This window comes from Paenarthrobacter sp. AMU7 (assembly GCF_041200195.1).
GTDB lineage: Bacteria > Actinomycetota > Actinomycetes > Actinomycetales > Micrococcaceae > Arthrobacter.
Genome location: NZ_CP165735.1, coordinates 3,454,681 through 3,470,466 on the forward strand (window position 1 = coordinate 3,454,681; position 15,786 = coordinate 3,470,466).

15 protein-coding genes are annotated in these 15,786 nt (G+C 63.5%); 7 read left to right on the forward strand and 8 right to left on the reverse strand.

Annotated features, from left to right (window positions below):
- Positions 1-60: 60 nt before the first annotated feature.
- The 5 genes from ABQM86_RS15915 to ABQM86_RS15935 form a co-directional block, all read right to left on the reverse strand.
- A complete protein-coding gene (locus tag ABQM86_RS15915; protein ID WP_089595925.1) occupies positions 61-1,464 on the reverse strand; it encodes a sulfate adenylyltransferase subunit 1 in 1,404 nt (467 codons plus the stop codon).
- Positions 1,465-2,472, reverse strand: a complete 1,008-nt coding sequence (cysD, locus tag ABQM86_RS15920; RefSeq protein WP_337339289.1) for a sulfate adenylyltransferase subunit CysD — start codon at positions 2,470-2,472, stop codon at positions 1,465-1,467.
- On the reverse strand, positions 2,469-3,221 hold the full coding sequence (locus ABQM86_RS15925; RefSeq protein WP_207594352.1) for a phosphoadenylyl-sulfate reductase: 753 nt from the start codon (positions 3,219-3,221) through the stop codon (positions 2,469-2,471). The genes cysD and ABQM86_RS15925 overlap by 4 nt, the downstream gene beginning before the upstream one ends.
- Positions 3,218-4,960, reverse strand: coding sequence for a nitrite/sulfite reductase (locus ABQM86_RS15930; protein WP_369744889.1), 1,743 nt, complete (start codon positions 4,958-4,960; stop codon positions 3,218-3,220). The genes ABQM86_RS15925 and ABQM86_RS15930 overlap by 4 nt, the downstream gene beginning before the upstream one ends.
- Positions 4,961-5,113: 153 nt before the next feature.
- Entirely contained in the window at positions 5,114-5,896 is a 783-nt protein-coding gene (locus ABQM86_RS15935) for a sirohydrochlorin chelatase (RefSeq protein WP_280623333.1), read from the reverse strand.
- Here ABQM86_RS15935 and ABQM86_RS15940 point away from each other — a divergent pair, their 5' ends adjacent.
- From ABQM86_RS15940 to ABQM86_RS15950, 3 genes are all read left to right on the forward strand, one after another.
- Positions 5,897-6,568, forward strand: a complete 672-nt coding sequence (locus ABQM86_RS15940) for a trimeric intracellular cation channel family protein (RefSeq protein ID WP_280623334.1) — start codon at positions 5,897-5,899, stop codon at positions 6,566-6,568.
- 13 nt (positions 6,569-6,581) lie between these two features.
- Positions 6,582-7,007 carry a hypothetical protein gene (locus ABQM86_RS15945; protein WP_280623335.1) on the forward strand — a complete coding sequence of 142 codons (426 nt, stop codon included), beginning with the start codon at positions 6,582-6,584 and terminating at the stop codon, positions 7,005-7,007.
- Between the two features lie 386 nt (positions 7,008-7,393).
- Positions 7,394-8,263 carry a DUF559 domain-containing protein gene (locus ABQM86_RS15950; protein WP_369746682.1) on the forward strand — a complete coding sequence of 290 codons (870 nt, stop codon included), beginning with the start codon at positions 7,394-7,396 and terminating at the stop codon, positions 8,261-8,263.
- A gap of 118 nt (positions 8,264-8,381) precedes the next feature.
- Here ABQM86_RS15950 and ABQM86_RS15955 read toward each other — a convergent pair whose 3' ends face one another.
- The 3 genes from ABQM86_RS15955 to ABQM86_RS15965 are packed head-to-tail and all read right to left on the reverse strand — an operon-like array spanning position 8,382 to position 11,629.
- On the reverse strand, positions 8,382-9,485 hold the full coding sequence (locus ABQM86_RS15955) for a polyprenyl synthetase family protein (protein ID WP_207594357.1): 1,104 nt from the start codon (positions 9,483-9,485) through the stop codon (positions 8,382-8,384).
- Between the two features lie 9 nt (positions 9,486-9,494).
- Positions 9,495-10,838, reverse strand: a complete 1,344-nt coding sequence (locus ABQM86_RS15960) for a geranylgeranyl reductase family protein (RefSeq protein WP_369744891.1) — start codon at positions 10,836-10,838, stop codon at positions 9,495-9,497.
- Between the two features lie 29 nt (positions 10,839-10,867).
- Positions 10,868-11,629 (reverse strand): demethylmenaquinone methyltransferase, encoded by a 762-nt coding sequence (locus ABQM86_RS15965; protein ID WP_089595934.1) that lies wholly within the window; start codon positions 11,627-11,629, stop codon positions 10,868-10,870.
- A 91-nt stretch (positions 11,630-11,720) separates the two neighbouring features.
- Between ABQM86_RS15965 and ABQM86_RS15970 the strand changes: the two genes are divergently transcribed.
- The 4 genes from ABQM86_RS15970 to ABQM86_RS15985 all read left to right on the forward strand — a co-directional run bounded on the left by ABQM86_RS15970 (position 11,721) and on the right by ABQM86_RS15985 (position 15,724).
- Complete coding sequence (locus ABQM86_RS15970) at positions 11,721-13,076, forward strand: isochorismate synthase MenF (RefSeq protein WP_369744892.1); 1,356 nt, start codon at positions 11,721-11,723, stop codon at positions 13,074-13,076.
- Positions 13,077-13,234: 158 nt separating this feature from the next.
- Entirely contained in the window at positions 13,235-14,032 is a 798-nt protein-coding gene (locus ABQM86_RS15975; RefSeq protein WP_207594360.1) for an ABC transporter substrate-binding protein, read from the forward strand.
- A 94-nt stretch (positions 14,033-14,126) separates the two neighbouring features.
- Complete coding sequence (locus tag ABQM86_RS15980) at positions 14,127-14,918, forward strand: amino acid ABC transporter permease (RefSeq protein WP_089595937.1); 792 nt, start codon at positions 14,127-14,129, stop codon at positions 14,916-14,918.
- An 11-nt stretch (positions 14,919-14,929) separates the two neighbouring features.
- Complete coding sequence (locus ABQM86_RS15985) at positions 14,930-15,724, forward strand: amino acid ABC transporter ATP-binding protein (protein WP_207594361.1); 795 nt, start codon at positions 14,930-14,932, stop codon at positions 15,722-15,724.
- Positions 15,725-15,786 lie beyond the last annotated feature (62 nt).

Below are 15,786 nucleotides of genomic sequence, written 5' to 3' on the forward strand. Positions count from 1 at the left end.
TTCCCGCCGTACAACGTGAGGAGTCGCGAACAAGCTGCGGTTTTGTGACTACGTGTGACCCTAGATGACGTAACGTTCGTCTTCGTGGTCGCCCGGGTGGTCCTTCACCAAACCGGCGGCAAGGGTGTTGCCGTCGATGGGGTCGATCACCAGGAAAGCGCCAGTGCGGCGGTGGTGCAGGTAGTTCTCCAACGGCAACGGAGCAGAGAGCCGGAGCTGTGCGTGTCCGATGTCGTTAAGTTCCAGGTTGGTCGCCGGCTCAACGTTGAACGTGGCGAGGTCCAGCTTGCCGGTGACGTTCCGGACCAGTGCCTGGACCGTGCGCGTACCGTGCTTCACCAGGACCTTCTGGCCCTCACGGAGCGGCTTCGGCGAGAGCCAAGCCAACGACGCATACAGGTCTGCAGTGCTTTCGCGGACCGTACCGGCAGCGGCGATGGTGTCGCCACGGGCGATGTCGATCTCGTCAGCCAGGCGAACAGCCACCGACTGCGGTGCTGCGGCCTCGTCCAACGACTGGCCGGCGAAGTCGATGCCGATCACCGTGGTGGTGCGCGGTTCGTGGCCCGGGCTGATGACACTCACTTCGTCGCCAACCTTGACCGACCCCTCGGTGATCTGGCCGGCGTAGGCACGGTAATCGCGGTACGCCTCCACATCGAGCCCGGCAGCAACAGCATCCGGAGCCAAGGCACCCTGCGGACGGATCACCAGCTGAACAGGAAAGCGGAAGCTCTCCAGTTCGGCCTCGAGCTCGTCAGCGGCCGGGAGGGTTTCAAGGACCTCCAACAGCGCAGGACCGGTGTACCAAGGGGTGCGCTCGGAGCGGTCCACCACGTTATCGCCATCAAGGGCGGACACAGGAACCACCAGCAAGTCAGCAACACCATCGGAACCCAGTCCGAGCTCGCGGGCAACCTTCTGCACATCGGTCTCGATGTCGCGGAACACCTGCTCGCTGAACTCCACCAGGTCAATCTTGTTCACGGCCACAATCACGTGGGCAACGCGCAGCAGCTGCAGAACGGACAGGTGACGACGGGTCTGCTCCAGCACACCCTTGCGGGCGTCAATCAGTACGACGACGGCATCCGCAGTGGACGCGCCGGTCACCGTGTTCTTGGTGTACTGAACGTGGCCGGGGCAGTCCGCCAGGATGAAGCTGCGGCGATCGGTGGCGAAGTAGCGGTAAGCGACATCGATGGTGATGCCCTGCTCGCGCTCAGCACGCAGGCCGTCGGTCAGGAGGGCGAGGTCGATCCCGCCCTTTTCGCCTCCGAAGCCACGGTCCGCAGAGGTGCGGGCAACGGCGTCGAGCGTGTCAGCAAGAATCGCCTTGGAATCGTGAAGGAGGCGACCCACCAGAGTGGACTTGCCGTCGTCCACCGAGCCGGCAGTGGCGAAACGGAAGAGTGTTGTGGGCAAGGCTGTTTCCAACCCGGCTGCCAGTGTTTCGGTGCTCATTTAGAAGTAGCCGTCCTTCTTGCGGTCTTCCATGGCTGCCTCGGAGATGCGGTCATCTGCTCGGGTGGCGCCACGTTCGGTCAGGGTGGAGGCAGCGACTTCAACAACGACGTCGGCCACGGTGCGCGCATCGGATTCCACAGCACCTGTGCAGGACATGTCCCCCACCGTGCGGTAGCGCACCAGTTTGGTGATGACTTCCTCGTTGGGCAGCGGCTGGGAGACTTCGCCCACCGCGCGCCACATGCCGTCGCGGGCGAAGACTTCGCGCTCGTGGGCGTAGTAGAGGCTGGGGAGCTCGATGTTCTCGCGCTCGATGTAGCGCCAGATGTCCAGCTCGGTCCAGTTGCTGATGGGGAACGCACGGACGTGCTGGCCCACCGTGTGGCGGCCGTTGTACAGGTTCCACAGTTCAGGACGCTGGTTGCGCGGATCCCACTGGCCGAATTCGTCGCGGAGGCTCAGGATGCGCTCCTTGGCGCGGGCCTTGTCCTCGTCGCGACGGCCGCCGCCGAACACGGCGTCGAACTTGTTGCGCTGGATCGCGTCCAACAGCGGAACGGTCTGCAGCGGGTTGCGGGTGCCATCGGCACGCTCAGCCAGTTCGCCGCGGTCTATGAACTCCTGGACCGAGCCCACCACAAGCTTCAGGCCAAGACGCTCAACAGTGCGGTCCCGGAAGTCGATGACCTCCGGGAAGTTGTGGCCTGTGTCCACGTGCAGGACCGGGAAGGGAACCTTGCCCGGCCAGAACGCCTTCGTGGCCAGGTGCAGCATGACCACGGAGTCCTTGCCGCCGGAGAACAGCAGCGCAGGCTTCTCGAACTCGGCGACGACCTCACGGATGATGTGAATGGCTTCGGACTCGAGGGTGTCCAGGCTGCTCAAACGCTCGGCTGAGGGTCCGCCGTGCCCGCTTCGCGATGCCCGCCACGCCGCGGCGGACCCCTCAGCCTCGCTCTGCAACTGGTTCAACTCGAGGTCCTCGCTGGTTGTTTGGGTGCTCATGTGTGTAGTCCGCATTCTGTCTTGTCGGAACCTGCCCAGCGGCCGGCGCGGGGGTCTTCACCCGGGGCAACCTGACGGGTGCAGGGCTGGCAGCCGATGGACGGGTAGCCCTGGCTCAGGAGGGGGTTGACGGGAAGGATGTTGTCCTCGGAGTACTCGATCAGCTGATCGAAGGTCCAGTCGACCATCGGGTTCACCTTGACCAGGCCGAAGCCCTCATCCCAGGTGACAACCGGTGTGTTGGTACGTGTGGGGCCCTCGTCGCGACGGACACCGGTGAACCACACCTCGTAGCCGGCCAGTGAGCGGCGCAGCGGCTGGACCTTGCGGAGGGCGCAACACTGGGCAGGGTCGCGGGCGAACAGGTCCTTGCCGAGCAGTCGGTCCTGCTGTTCCACGGTGGTTTCCGGGAGGACGTCCACCACGTTGACGCGCAGATTCGCGGCAACTTCGTTACGGGTGTCGTACGTTTCCTTGAAGTGGTAGCCGGTCTCCAGGAACAAGACGTCGACGCCGGGAAGCTGGTCCGCGACCAAAGCCGGAAGGACGGCGTCGGCCATGGAGCAGGCCACCGTGACGGTGGGCAGCTCAAAGTTGCGGGCCACCCAGGCGATGGCTTCGGTGGCGGAGGCGTTCCAGCCGAGCTCGGCGGCCCCGGCCTCAGCAAGTGCCTTGAGCTCTTCATGGGAACGCAGTGCCGGCCGGGCTGCCGCAGCGGCGAGGTTGGTGATGGTGACGGGATCTGTCATTGGAGATCTCCTTCATCGGCGGAGTGTGCCCACTCAGCGAAGGTCTGGCCCTCGGCGCCAACGGCGACGAACTTACGGACCACACGCTCCACGTAGTCGGGCAAGTCTTCCACGGTGACCTTGAGGCCGCGGACCGTACGTCCCAGACCGGCTTCCTCGCGCTCATTGTTGGCCAACCCGCCACCGAGGTGGACCTGGAAACCCGGGGTGGGGTCGCCGTCGGGCGTTGGCAGCATCATGCCCTTCAGGCCGATATCGGCCGTCTGGATGCGTGCGCAGGAGTTGGGGCAGCCATTGATGTGGAGGGACAGTGCCGACGGCAGCTGCTTGGTCTCCACGAGGTCGGCCAGGCGGCGTTCCAACTCGGCGATGGCCGTAGCGGCCGTGACCTTGGTTTCCACGATGGCCAGCTTGCAGAATTCAATGCCTGTGCAGGCAATGGTGCCGCGGCGGAACACGGACGGCCGGGCGGAGAGGCCCAGGGTGTCGAGTTCGGCGATCAGGGGTTCCACCTGGTCCTTGGCGACGTCCAGGATGACAAGCTTCTGGTGCGGCGTAGTGCGCAGGCGGTAGCTGCCGTGCTTCTCCAGAGTGTCAGCCAACTGAACCAAGGCCTCGCCGGAGGTGCGGCCCACAGTCGGGGTGACGCCGATGAAGAACTTGCCGTCCTTCTGCTCGTGGACGCCGATGTGGTCACCCGGAGCGGTGGGCTTGGGAGCGGCGGGGCCGTCCGGAAGCTTGAAGCCGAGGTATTCGTCTTCCAGGATCTGGCGGAACTTGGCCGGACCCCAGTCGTTCATGAGGAACTTCAGTCGGGCCTTGGTACGCATGCGGCGGTAACCGTAGTCGCGGAAGATGCTGGTGACGCCCAGCCACACTTCAGCGGCGACGTCGGCCGAGACGAACACACCGAGGCGTTCGGCCAGGCGGGGGTTGGTGGAGAGGCCGCCGCCAACCCAGAGGTCGTAGCCGGCGCCGAGTTCGGGGTGGACAACTCCCACCAAAGCGAAGTCGTTGATCTCGTGCACCACGTCCTGGGACGGGTGGCCCGTGATGGCGGTCTTGTATTTGCGCGGCAGGTTGGCCAGCTCGGGGTCGCCGATGAAGCGTTCGGCGAGCTCGTGGATCAGCGGCGTGGGGTCGATGATCTCGTCTTTGGCGATGCCCGCAACCGGGGAACCAAGAATAACGCGGGGAACGTCGCCGCAAGCCTCGGTGGTGGACAGCCCGATGCCCTCGAGGCGGCGCCAGATCTCCGGCACGTCTTCAACGCGGATCCAGTGCAGCTGGATGTTCTGGCGGTCTGTCAGGTCGGCAGAGCCGCGGGCGAAGTCCACGGAAATCTGTCCGATGACGCGCAGCTGTTCGGTGGTCAGCGCACCGCCGTCGATGCGCACGCGGAGCATGAAGTACTTGTCTTCGAGCTCGTGCGGCTCAAGCGTTGCCGTCTTGCCGCCGTCGATCCCGGGCTTGCGCTGGGTGTAGAGGCCCCACCAACGGAAGCGGCCGTGAAGGTCCGTTCCGTCGATCGAATCGAAGCCCTCTTTGGAGTAGACAGACTCGATGCGCTCACGGACGTTCAGTCCGTTGTCTTCCTGCTTCCAGGTTTCGTTGGCGTTCAGTGGCGCGGTGCCGTCAACCTTCCACTGGCCGTGGGGCTTGGCGGCAGGGCGGGTGCGCGCCGGACGCGAGGGAACTGCGGTGTCCGAGGACGCACCGGCTACAGCTGTATCTGTCATACATCGACTGTAGGTCTGGCCAGATTTCGCCAGCAAAGGTCCGGAAATGCTAAGTCACCTAGGGAAACATTTCGTCACGAACACGCCAGCGGCCTTGTCCGGAGGGCCTGTTTTGTGCAGGTCGATTTGGCCCCTTTTCCGCGTGAATAAAGGTTAGGAGAGCCTTTCCAACACTGCGTCGTACCGTTCCAGCGCGATCTCCGCGAGCACCTTTGACGGCAGCAACGGAGCCGCGACAACGTCCGCGCCGGCCTTCGCCAACTGATCGTGGAAATAGCCTGTCGCCAGCAGGTACGAGGCAATGAAAACCCTGCCTGCTGGTCCGCTCGGTCCGCTCGGCTCGGCGGCGAGTTCGGCACGCAAGGAGGCGACGCCGTCGGGCACTGTTGGCTGGGCGCTGGCACCATAGGCCACCCGCACCTTGTTCGGCAGCAGCTCGGCGAGCAGTCGCGCCTGCTCTTCCGAATCAACCGAACCGTCCGGAAGGGACGATCCCGCGGCAGCCAGCAGGACGCCGTCGTGCTCCTGCAGCCCCGCCGCGCGCAAGTGTGTGGCCAACAACTCAGCGAGCCGCGGGTCCGGACCCAACGGCCGGGCGGCCACTACCTCCGGGCGGGTCTTGATGGCCTTGGGCACGTCCACCTTGATGTGGAAGCCGGTGGACAGCAAAAGCGGGACGACGACGGCGGCAGTCCCCTCGGGCAGGCCCTCCACCACGCCGCCCAGCTCGGGTTCCTGGACGTCGACGTACGCCTCCACCACGCGCAACCCGGGACGGAGGGCTTCAATTTCCGCCATCACGCGACGGATGGCCGCCTGCCCTTCGGCGTTCCGGGTTCCGTGGGCGCAAGCGATCAAAACGGGGCTGTTCATGGGAGCTAGCGTAACGTTGAGCCAGCATCTATTGAGAGTCGTATCCAGAAAGAACCCGTCCACTTGATTTCCATCGACATCGTCCTCCTTTGGCTTGACCTGGTTGGCGTGTTCTTCTTCGCGGTCTCGGGATCCCTGCTGGCCGCCCGCAAACAGTTCGACATCGTTGGCTCCGTGCTCCTCGGCTCCATTGTTGCCCTTGGCGGCGGCGTGATCCGCGACATCGTCATCAACGTCGGTCCCCCGATTGCCTTCACAAATCCCGCCTACCTGGCTCCCCCGCTGCTCGCTGCGATGCTGGTCTACTTCCTGTTCTCCTCGGTCCAGCGTTTCACGTCCCTGTTAACACTGTTCGACGCCGGTGGGCTGGCTCTGTTCTGCATCACCGGAACGCTGAAGGCCCTGACTGCCGGAATGAACCCCGTGGCCGCGATCCTGCTCGGTGTCACCACCGCGGTGGGCGGAGGCCTGCTGCGCGACATTACGGCGAACGAAATTCCTACGCTGTTTAACGCCCGCGATCTCTATGCGCTTCCGGCGTTTGTGGGGGCAGGCCTCACCACCCTCCTCTGGCATCTGGGTACGTTCACTGGGCTCCATGCGTGCGTTGTGGCAGCGGTTGTTTTCGCCTTCCGCGTGACGGCCTGGCGACGCAGCTGGCACGTACCCCTGGCCGTTCGTGGCTGGCACCGCCCCGGCGCCGGCCCGGGCGCAATTTCGGGTGCCCGGGATTAGCTAGGATAAGTACATGACTGACATGTTCCTCGAGAAGTTCCGCGCGCTGGTCCCAAAGTATCTCGAGGATGAATGGCAGGAAGAAGACGGCCTCACGCCCGACGAACTGGACGACGCCCTCTCCGATCACACGTTCACCATCCCGCTGGTCCTGCGCGAGTTCTACCTCGCAATCGGTGGCTGCGAGGACCTCATGGAGGCGTACCACTACTTCTGGGACCCCGAGGAACTCGAAGTCGATGACGAAGGTTTCCTCATGTTCCTTGAGGATGAAGACGAGCAGTTCACTTGGGGCTTCCGTACCGCCGACCTCAGCATCCCCGATCCCATTGTCTGGCGCCGCAACAACGCCCGCGGTCAGTGGAAGAGCGAGGAAGGCACGTTCTCCGAGTTCGTGTTCGACATGTTCGAGTGGGCCTTCAACGACGACGAAGACTGATTCCCCTGGGGCCTCCGTGGCTTCCTGACCCTGTTAGAACGACTTTCAGCCCCTATGTACCCCCTATTGGTTGCATAGGGGCTGTTCTGTGTTCAAGGAAGGTCAGGACGCCACGGAGTTTGAGGTTAAAAGGAATGGCCCCGGTTCGTTGCAACGTTACGAGTCATACGCTGCACCGAACCGGGACCACAATCTCCGTTCGCATCAGACCCACCGGAGGCATTTAGTGGATCCGTGAATAGCTTATGACAACTCTGTCACATATGCAACTTCCTGGGTCAATGTATTTTTTCGCATCCCGTGATCGATTTACAGCAACGTTGAGTTATCCACATAACGACGAAATGCCTATCCCGGACCCCGGCAAGCACGGCAACCATGGCCAGATGGACCTCGTCGAATTCCTCCGTCTCCGACACGGAGTCGCCCGCACACTCGACCTGCAACGAGCTGGATTCACTGAGCGAAAGCTGGCTGCCGCGATCGAGTCCGGGCTGGCCACCAGGTTGAAACGCGGCGTCTACGCTGCCAAGGGGGCAGACCCGGACGTCGTTGCAGCCTTTCGACTGAATGCCAGACTGACGTGCATCTCGGCAGCGAGGTTCTACGGACTGTGGCTGCTTCATAAGCCGCCAGACCTCCATCTCAGCTGCGGCAACGGTGTTCCCGCTCCGGCAATCATTGATCACACCTCCTGCGCCCATCCCCGGCACCCTTATCTTCCGGTTGCTGGTGTGGCCGATGTGCTGCTGCATGCTTTGAGGTGCCGGCCTGAGCTCGAGTCACTGGTCTTGGTTCAGAGTGCCGTAAGTCAGGCCCTGCTGGGCCCTGACTTTCTCAGGTCAAGACTTCCCGGGAACCGGAATGGACGGGCCCGGCAGATACTCGATCTGGTCTTGCCTAGGGCAGACTCCTTACTGGAAGTCTTGGCGCACACCCACTTTCGGCGGGCCGGTCTCCTGGTCCGCATGCATGTTCAGTTGCCCGGCGTCGGCGAAGTCGACTGCCTTATCAACGGTTCCCTGGTCATCGAACTCGACGGCGGCACTCACTTGGAAGGCAGGCAGGTGAAGAAGGACCAGTACCGGAACAATGCGAGCATGCGAGGCGGCTTCCTTGTCCTTCGCTATTACTACTCCGATGTCGTTCACCATCCGGAAAAGATGGTGGCTGAGGTGCTTGAAGTCCTGAACAACAGGGAAGCCGGGCGTTTCGGACCGTCACGCTGGACGCCAAAGTGGGTAGCGGCGTCGTGATGTTAGCGGAAAGTGTGGCGTCCTGACCCTCTTTGGGACCACAACAGCCGCTATGCAACCCAATGAGGGTGCATAGCGGCCGTCGTGTGCTCAAACAAGGTCAGGAACCAACGCAAAACTAGCTGCTGCGGTCCACCACGGCATGCGCGAAGTTGGTCAGCGAGGCCTTCACCACTCCCTCAGGCAGCGGGGCCAGGGCGGCGACGGCTTCCGCGGACCACTGGCGGGCGATCTTCCAGGACTCGTTGGTCACCGGGTGCTCGCGCAGGCCGGCCACGGCCTCAGCCAGGGCGGCGTCGGAGGAAAGGTCGCCGTCGATCAATTCCAGGAGAGCAGTGGCCGAGGCATCTCCTGCAGCGGCGTCGCGGCGCAGCAGCAGCACAGGCAACGTGGGCACGCCTTCGCGTAGGTCGGTGCCCGGGGACTTGCCGGACTTGACCTTCACGCCGGTGACATCGATGACGTCGTCGGCGAGCTGGAAGGCAACGCCCACCTTCTCGCCATACTCAACCAGCAGGTTCTCGTAGGCTTCATCGGCGCCGGCAAAGATCGCACCGAGCTGCCCGGATGCGGCCACCAAGGACCCGGTCTTGTCCGCGATGACGGACAGGTAGTGGTCCACGGGATCTTCGTCTTCGCGCGGGCCCACGGTTTCATGGAGCTGGCCGAGGCAAAGGCGTTCGAAGGTTCGTGCCTGGATGCCCAAAGCGCGGGAGCCGAGCTCGGACACCAAAATGGAAGCACGGGCGAAAATCAGGTCACCGGTGAGGATGGCCACCGAGTTGCCCCACACTTCATGGGCCGTGGGAGCGCCGCGGCGGAAGGGAGCGGAGTCCATCACGTCGTCGTGGTAGAGCGTGGCGAGGTGCGTAAGCTCCACAACTACCGCAGCTTGGACAACCTCGGGACGTGAAGCATCGCCGAGGTGGGCACACAGCAGGGTGAGCAGGGGGCGGATCCGCTTGCCACCGGCTTCAACCAGGTGACGCGACGTTGCATCAGCCAGGGGGTCGGAGTTGGAGATGGCTTCGCGGAGCTTCTTCTCCACCCGGGCGAGGTTGGTGGTGATGGCAGGACCCAGCTCCGGATCTCCGGCAATAGCGGCAAAACCGGCGGGCAGTTGGAGTCCCGTTGCGATCGCGGTGGTGTTGGGAGCAGGCTCAACAGCCTGCGGCAAGCCGTGCCCGGCATGAGTCCAGCTGTGTTCGGCAGAGTTCGTCACGGGTTAACCCTAACTAGTTGGTGCGGAAACCGCGGTGTCGGAGCCTGCCGGCGTCAGGGCACGGGCAGAGGAAGTGTTGGACGTGGCCGGAACCAGCATCTCGAGGACCCGGATGACACGGTCTTCGAAGCCCTTCGCGGCGGGGTCGGTGAGGTTGGCGAGCATCCGGACCACAAAGCGCATCAGCACAGGAATCGGCATCCCGGTTCGCAGGGCGAGCTTCATCACGGCAGGCTTGCCGATCAGGAATGCGAAGGCCCGACCCAGCGTGAAGTGCGATCCCCACTGGTCCCGCACGTAGTCCGCGTACCGCGAGAGGTGCGCGTCGGCGTCGTGCGTTGACCAACCGGCTGAAGCCGAACGCGCGGCACCGTCGATCAGGAACTCTGCCGCGAACCGCGCGGACTCCATGGCGTAGGAGATGCCTTCGCCGTTGAACGGGGACACCATGCCACCGGCGTCGCCCAGCAGGAGCAGCCCGGGTGAGTAATGCGGGGTGCGGTTGAAGCCCATGGGCAGCGCGGCGCCGCGGATCTCCCCCACCTGGTTTTCAGGTGTGAAGCCCCATTCCGTGGGCATGCCGGCGGTCCATTCGCGCAGGACCTGCTTGTAGTCGAGCTTGCCGAACTCCTTGGAGGAGTTCAGGATGCCCAGGCCCACGTTGGAGGTGCCGTCGCCAACACCAAAGACCCAGCCGTAGCCGGGCAGCGGCTTGCCGGATTTGCCGGGAAGTTCCAGCCAGCCTTCCATCCAGTCGTCGTCATGGCGGGGGGACGTGAAGTAGGTACGTACGGCGACGCCCAGCGGACGGTCGTCGCGCTTATGCATCCCCAGCGACACGGCGGTTCGCGTCGAGTTGCCATCTGCGGCGAGGACGACGTCGGCATGGAAGTCGCGCGTTTCACCCGTCTTGCGTCCGGACTCGTCAAGGATGGACGCCCGTGCGCCGATGACGCGACCGTCGTCGGCGGTCAAAGCGGAGGTAACGCTGTGGCGTTCAAGAACGACGGCGCCAGCGGCCTCGGCGTGCCGGGCCAACGATTCATCGAAGCCAAGACGCGTGCGGATCAGGCCATACGTGGGAAAGTCGGAAACCTCGGGCCAAGGCAGTTCAATGGTGCGCCCGCCGGCGATGAGGCGGAGGCCCTTGTTCCGGCGCCACCCGTCCTCCACAGCGTGGGACAGCCCAAGCTTTTGGATCTCGCGGACGGCGCGCGGGGTGAGGCCATCGCCGCACACTTTCTCACGCGGGAAAGAGGTCTTTTCCAGCACCGTGACGTCGATGCCCGCCTGGGCGAGGTAATACGCGGCGGTGGACCCGGCCGGGCCCGCGCCAACAATCAGTACTTTCACGTCGTCCTAAATCAGCAGGCGGTACGGGGTCAGCCGGCCTGTTGGCGCGGCTTGATCTGGCGGCGAAGCTTGGCCACGGGAACACTTTCGCGGTGCTCGGCGGGCTTCTGTGCACGGTGCACGGCGACGATGCCGCCGCTGAGGTTGCGGTAAGTAATGTCGGTCCAGCCGGCGTCGCTGAGCCACTGCGCCAAGTGGTCCTGGTCCGGCCAGGCACGGATGGACTCGGCGAGGTACACGTAGGCGTCCGGGTTGGAGGAAACCTTGGTGGCGATGGCCGGGAGGGCGCGCATCAGGTACTCGGTGTAGAGGTTGCGCCACAGCGGCACTACGGGGTGCGAGAACTCGGCAATGACCAGGCGGCCGCCGGGCTTGGTGACGCGCAGCATTTCCTCGAGGGCCTTGCGCGGTTCAACGACGTTGCGCAGGCCGAAGGAGATGGTGGAAGCATCGAAGCTGTTGTCCGCGAACGGCAGGTTGGTGGCGTCACCGGCGATGAAGTCGATATCCGGGCGACGGCGCTTGCCGACCTTGAGCATGCCCAGGGAGAAGTCGCAGGCCACAACGTCCACGCCTGCGTCTGCGTACGGTTCGCTGGAGGTGCCGGTGCCGGCAGCGAGGTCCAGGACCTTCTGGCCAACCTTCACATCCACGGCATCAACCACGATCCGGCGCCAACGCCGTGTCTGCCCCATGGACAGGACATCATTCACGACGTCGTATTTTGGGGCGACATCATCAAACATCGTCGCAACTTCGTCCGGACGCTTTTCCAAGGATGCTCGGTTCACCCTGTAATTGTCTCAGACATTCAGCCGACTTTGCTGCGCTGTAGAAGTCGGCTCAGATTCTGGTTGTCCTCGGGAGTACTGTTGTTCCATCATGACGAGCACGCTCCGCACCTTGACAGTCCCCCTCGATGTTGAATCATCCTCCGGGGGGCTGCCGTCGTTTCTGGTGCGGGACGACGTTCTTTGCTGGTCCCGCCGCGAGGCTGGACTGGTGGGCTACGGCGAGCTGACCCGCTTCAATGCCACCGGGCCCGAGCGTTTCCTTGAGGCCGATATCTGGTGGCGGCACCTCATTCTTGAGGCCGAAATCACTGATCACGTGGAGCTTCCCGGCACAGGCCCGGTGGCTTTCGGCTCGTTCGCCTTCTCCAAGACCTCCCCGCACGTGTCCCGTTTGATCCTCCCGGAGCTGGTGGTGGGGATCCGCGATGGCCGCGCCTGGGCAACCCAATTAACGTTCGACGACGCCGCCCTCACCGAAGCGGGCGTCCTCGCCTCCGTGCACCGCTGGCTGACTGAACCGGAACCGAACGGTGAGGATCCAGCGGCAGGAGGGTCCGGCGTCGCGCCCTCAACTGAGGTGATTGCCGCAGACGGTTCCGCCGGCCACCTCAGCCATGGTTCCCTCAGCGAGGCTGCGTGGATGCAGGCAGTGTCCAACGGCGTGGAGGAGATCCGCGCCGGGAAACTGGAGAAGCTGGTGTTGGCGCGCGACGTCGTCGCGAACCTTCCGGAGGGCGTCAACGCTGCGGAGATACTTCGCCAGCTCGCCGCAAGGTACCGCGAGTGCTGGACGTACGGCGTGGACGGTCTGGTGGGCGCAACGCCAGAGATGCTGATTCAGGTGGAGGGCCGCACCGCACAGGCCCGTGTGCTGGCCGGAACCCTGGATCGACGTGACGCTGACGGCATGGACGGCTCCCCCATGGAATATGCGGAGCGTGTCCTGGCTGGATCCGAGAAGCAGCGGCATGAGCACGAAATTGCGATCGATTCGCTGACGCGACAGTTGGCTCCCTTCTCGGAAGCGATGAACTCGCACAGCGAACCTTTCATTCTTGAGTTGCCCAACGTTTGGCACCTGGCCTCCGACGTGAAAGCAGAGTTGGCGGACATCGAGGGGCACGTGCCCACGTGTTTGGCCCTGATCAATGCCCTGCATCCCACAGCGGCAGTGTGCGGAACCCCGACGCTGGTGGCTGGCGCGTTGATCCGCAAACTCGAACACCTGGACCGGGGCCCGTACGCCGGGCCGGTCGGTTGGCTCGACGCCGCCGGCAACGGCGAATGGGGTATAGCGCTTCGCGGCGCGGTGATCGAGGACGCCAACACGGTGCGCCTGTACGCAGGGTGCGGCATCGTCGAGGGCTCCCAGCCGGAAGCTGAACTGGCGGAAACATGGGCGAAATTCCGGCCGATGCTTGAGGCGCTGGGTATCCGCCGCTGAATCTGGGATTCCAGACAGATCCCTCTCGGACATGGTTGATAAGTGCGTAGACTTGTTATCCAATAGTGAAACTTCGTTTCCTGTGATGCACATCTCACGTTCGGCGCTACACTAAAACCGACTCAGTTCAGCATCCACCGCAACAAAAGGTAAACAACATGCAGATCTCCCGTTCGGTTCTGTCCGGCACCAAGATTGCCGCTGTGCTCGCAGCCGGCGCACTGGCCCTCACCGCCTGCGGTGGCTCGTCCACCCCGGCTGCCACGGACGCCTCCGGCCTCAAGCTCATCAACGCCGGCAAGCTCACTGTGTGCTCGGACGTTCCTTACGAGCCCTTCGAATTCCAGAAGGACGGCAAGATCGTCGGCTTCGACATGGACATCGCAGCCGAGCTCGCCAAGGACGTCAAGGCCGAACTCAACGTGGTGGACAGCTCCTTCGAAGCAATCGAGACCGGCACCGCCCTGACCGGTTGCGACGTGTCCATCTCCTCGATCTCCATCACCGACGTCCGCAAAAACGTCATGGATTTCTCCACCCCTTACCTGGATGACGATCTGACCCTCGTGGCCACCTCGTCCTCCGGCATCAGCAACATCGACGGCGCCAAGGGCAAGAAGGTAGGCGTCCAGCAGGCCACCACCGGTGCCCAGTACGCCAAGGACAAGGGAATCGACGCACAGCAGTTCGAGGATTCCGGCCTCCTGGTCCAGGCCCTCAAGGCCGGCACCATCGACGCCGCAATCGGCAACCAGTCCGTCCTGGGCTACGCCATCAAGGACGACTCCAACCTCAAGCGCGTTGAAGACTACGCAACGGGCGAGAAGCTGGGCATCTCCATCAAGAAGGGCAACACCGCTATGACGGACGCCGTGAACGCCACGCTGAAGCGCATCACCGACGACGGCTCCCTCAAGAAGTTCGAGACCACCTGGTTCGGCGAAGCCACCAAGTAGTCCGAGCCCAGGCTCCCCCAGATCCACGCAGGCGGGCCCCGAAACGACACGTTGTTTCGGGGCCCCACCTGCGCAACATGAATGTGAGAACCCCATGGCAATGACTGCACGTCAACGAGCCAAAGTCAGTTTGTACGTCCAGGCCGGAATCTTCGTCGTGGCCGTGGCCGCAGTGATCCTCGCTGTGGACTGGAAGACGATTGGCACCAGCGTCTTCAACTTCTCCAAAATCGGGCCGATGTTCCCGGACATCTTCCTGGTGGGCCTCAAAAACACCCTGATTTACACGTTCCTCGGATTCGTGGTGGGCTTGTCCGGCGGCCTTCTGCTGGCCCTGATGAAGCTCTCGTCCTTCCCGCTGTACCGCTGGCTCGCAACGGGATATATCGAGTTCTTCCGGGGTGTTCCCGCACTGCTGGTCTTCATCGCCTTCGGCTACGGCGTTCCACTGGCCTTCGGAATCCAATGGGACGTGAACATCATCGTGATGGTCTCGCTGGGTATGGTGGCAGCGGCGTACATCGCTGAAACCCTCCGCGCAGGCCTCCAGGCCGTACCCAAGGGTCAAATGGAAGCAGCCCGTTCCCTGGGCATGCCGCAGTGGCGGGCCATGGTTTCGATCGTCATCCCGCAGGCTTTCAAGATCGTCCTGCCGCCGCTCACCAACGAGATTATCCTTCTCACCAAGGACTCCTCGCTGATCTACGTCCTGGGTCTCACAGCGTCCCAGTACGAGCTCACCAAGTTCGGGCGCGACGGCATCTCCAGCCTCGGAGCCGGCCTGACGCCGCTGCTCGTGGCCGGCGCCTTCTACTTGGTCATCACCATCCCCTTGAGCCTCCTGGCACGGAAGTTCGAAAGCCGCTCCGCGCGGACGAAGCGATAGGCAGGACAGTCATGAATAACTCCACTGGGAGCACGTCCGGCGTTCGCGCTGCGGGCGTCGACATCAAAGACCTGCGCAAGTCCTACGGCAGCAACGAGGTCCTCAAAGGGATCTCCCTGACCGTTGAACCTGGTCAGGTAGTTTGCTTGATCGGGCCCTCGGGCTCCGGCAAGTCCACCCTCCTTCGCTGCGTTAACCTGCTCGAGCAGCCCAACGCCGGCACCATCAACGTGGGCAAGTTCGAGGCCACCGACCCCGACGTGGACCTCAACAAGATGCGCCAAAGCGTTGGAATGGTGTTCCAGCACTTCAACCTGTTCCCGCATCTCAGCGTCCTGGACAACTGCACCATCTCGCAGACCAAGGTCCTCAAGCGTTCCAAGTCCGAGGCCTCGGACGTAGCGCGCCACAACCTGGAGCGCGTTGGCCTGGGACACCTCGCCGACCGCTTCCCGGACCAGCTCTCCGGTGGCCAGCAGCAGCGCGTAGCTATTGCCCGCGCGCTGTCCATGGACCCGCAGCTCATGCTTTTCGATGAGCCCACCTCTGCCCTCGACCCCGAAACCGTGGGCGATGTCCTGGCCGTCATGCGCAAGCTGGCACAGGAAGGCATGACCATGCTGGTGGTGACCCACGAGATGGGCTTTGCGCGGGAAGTGGCCGACCGCGTGGTCTTCATGGATGCCGGTGTTGTGGTCGAAGAAGGGCCGGCGGAAAACGTCATCAGCGCCCCCACCCAGCCCCGCACCAAGGAATTCCTGCGCCGCGTCCTGGATCCTACGCACATTGGTGTGGAGGAAGCCTAGCTCCTTCGCTTTGCTCCGCCGACGGGCGGGCGGCACTCCTTTTGTGGGTGTTGCCCGCCCGT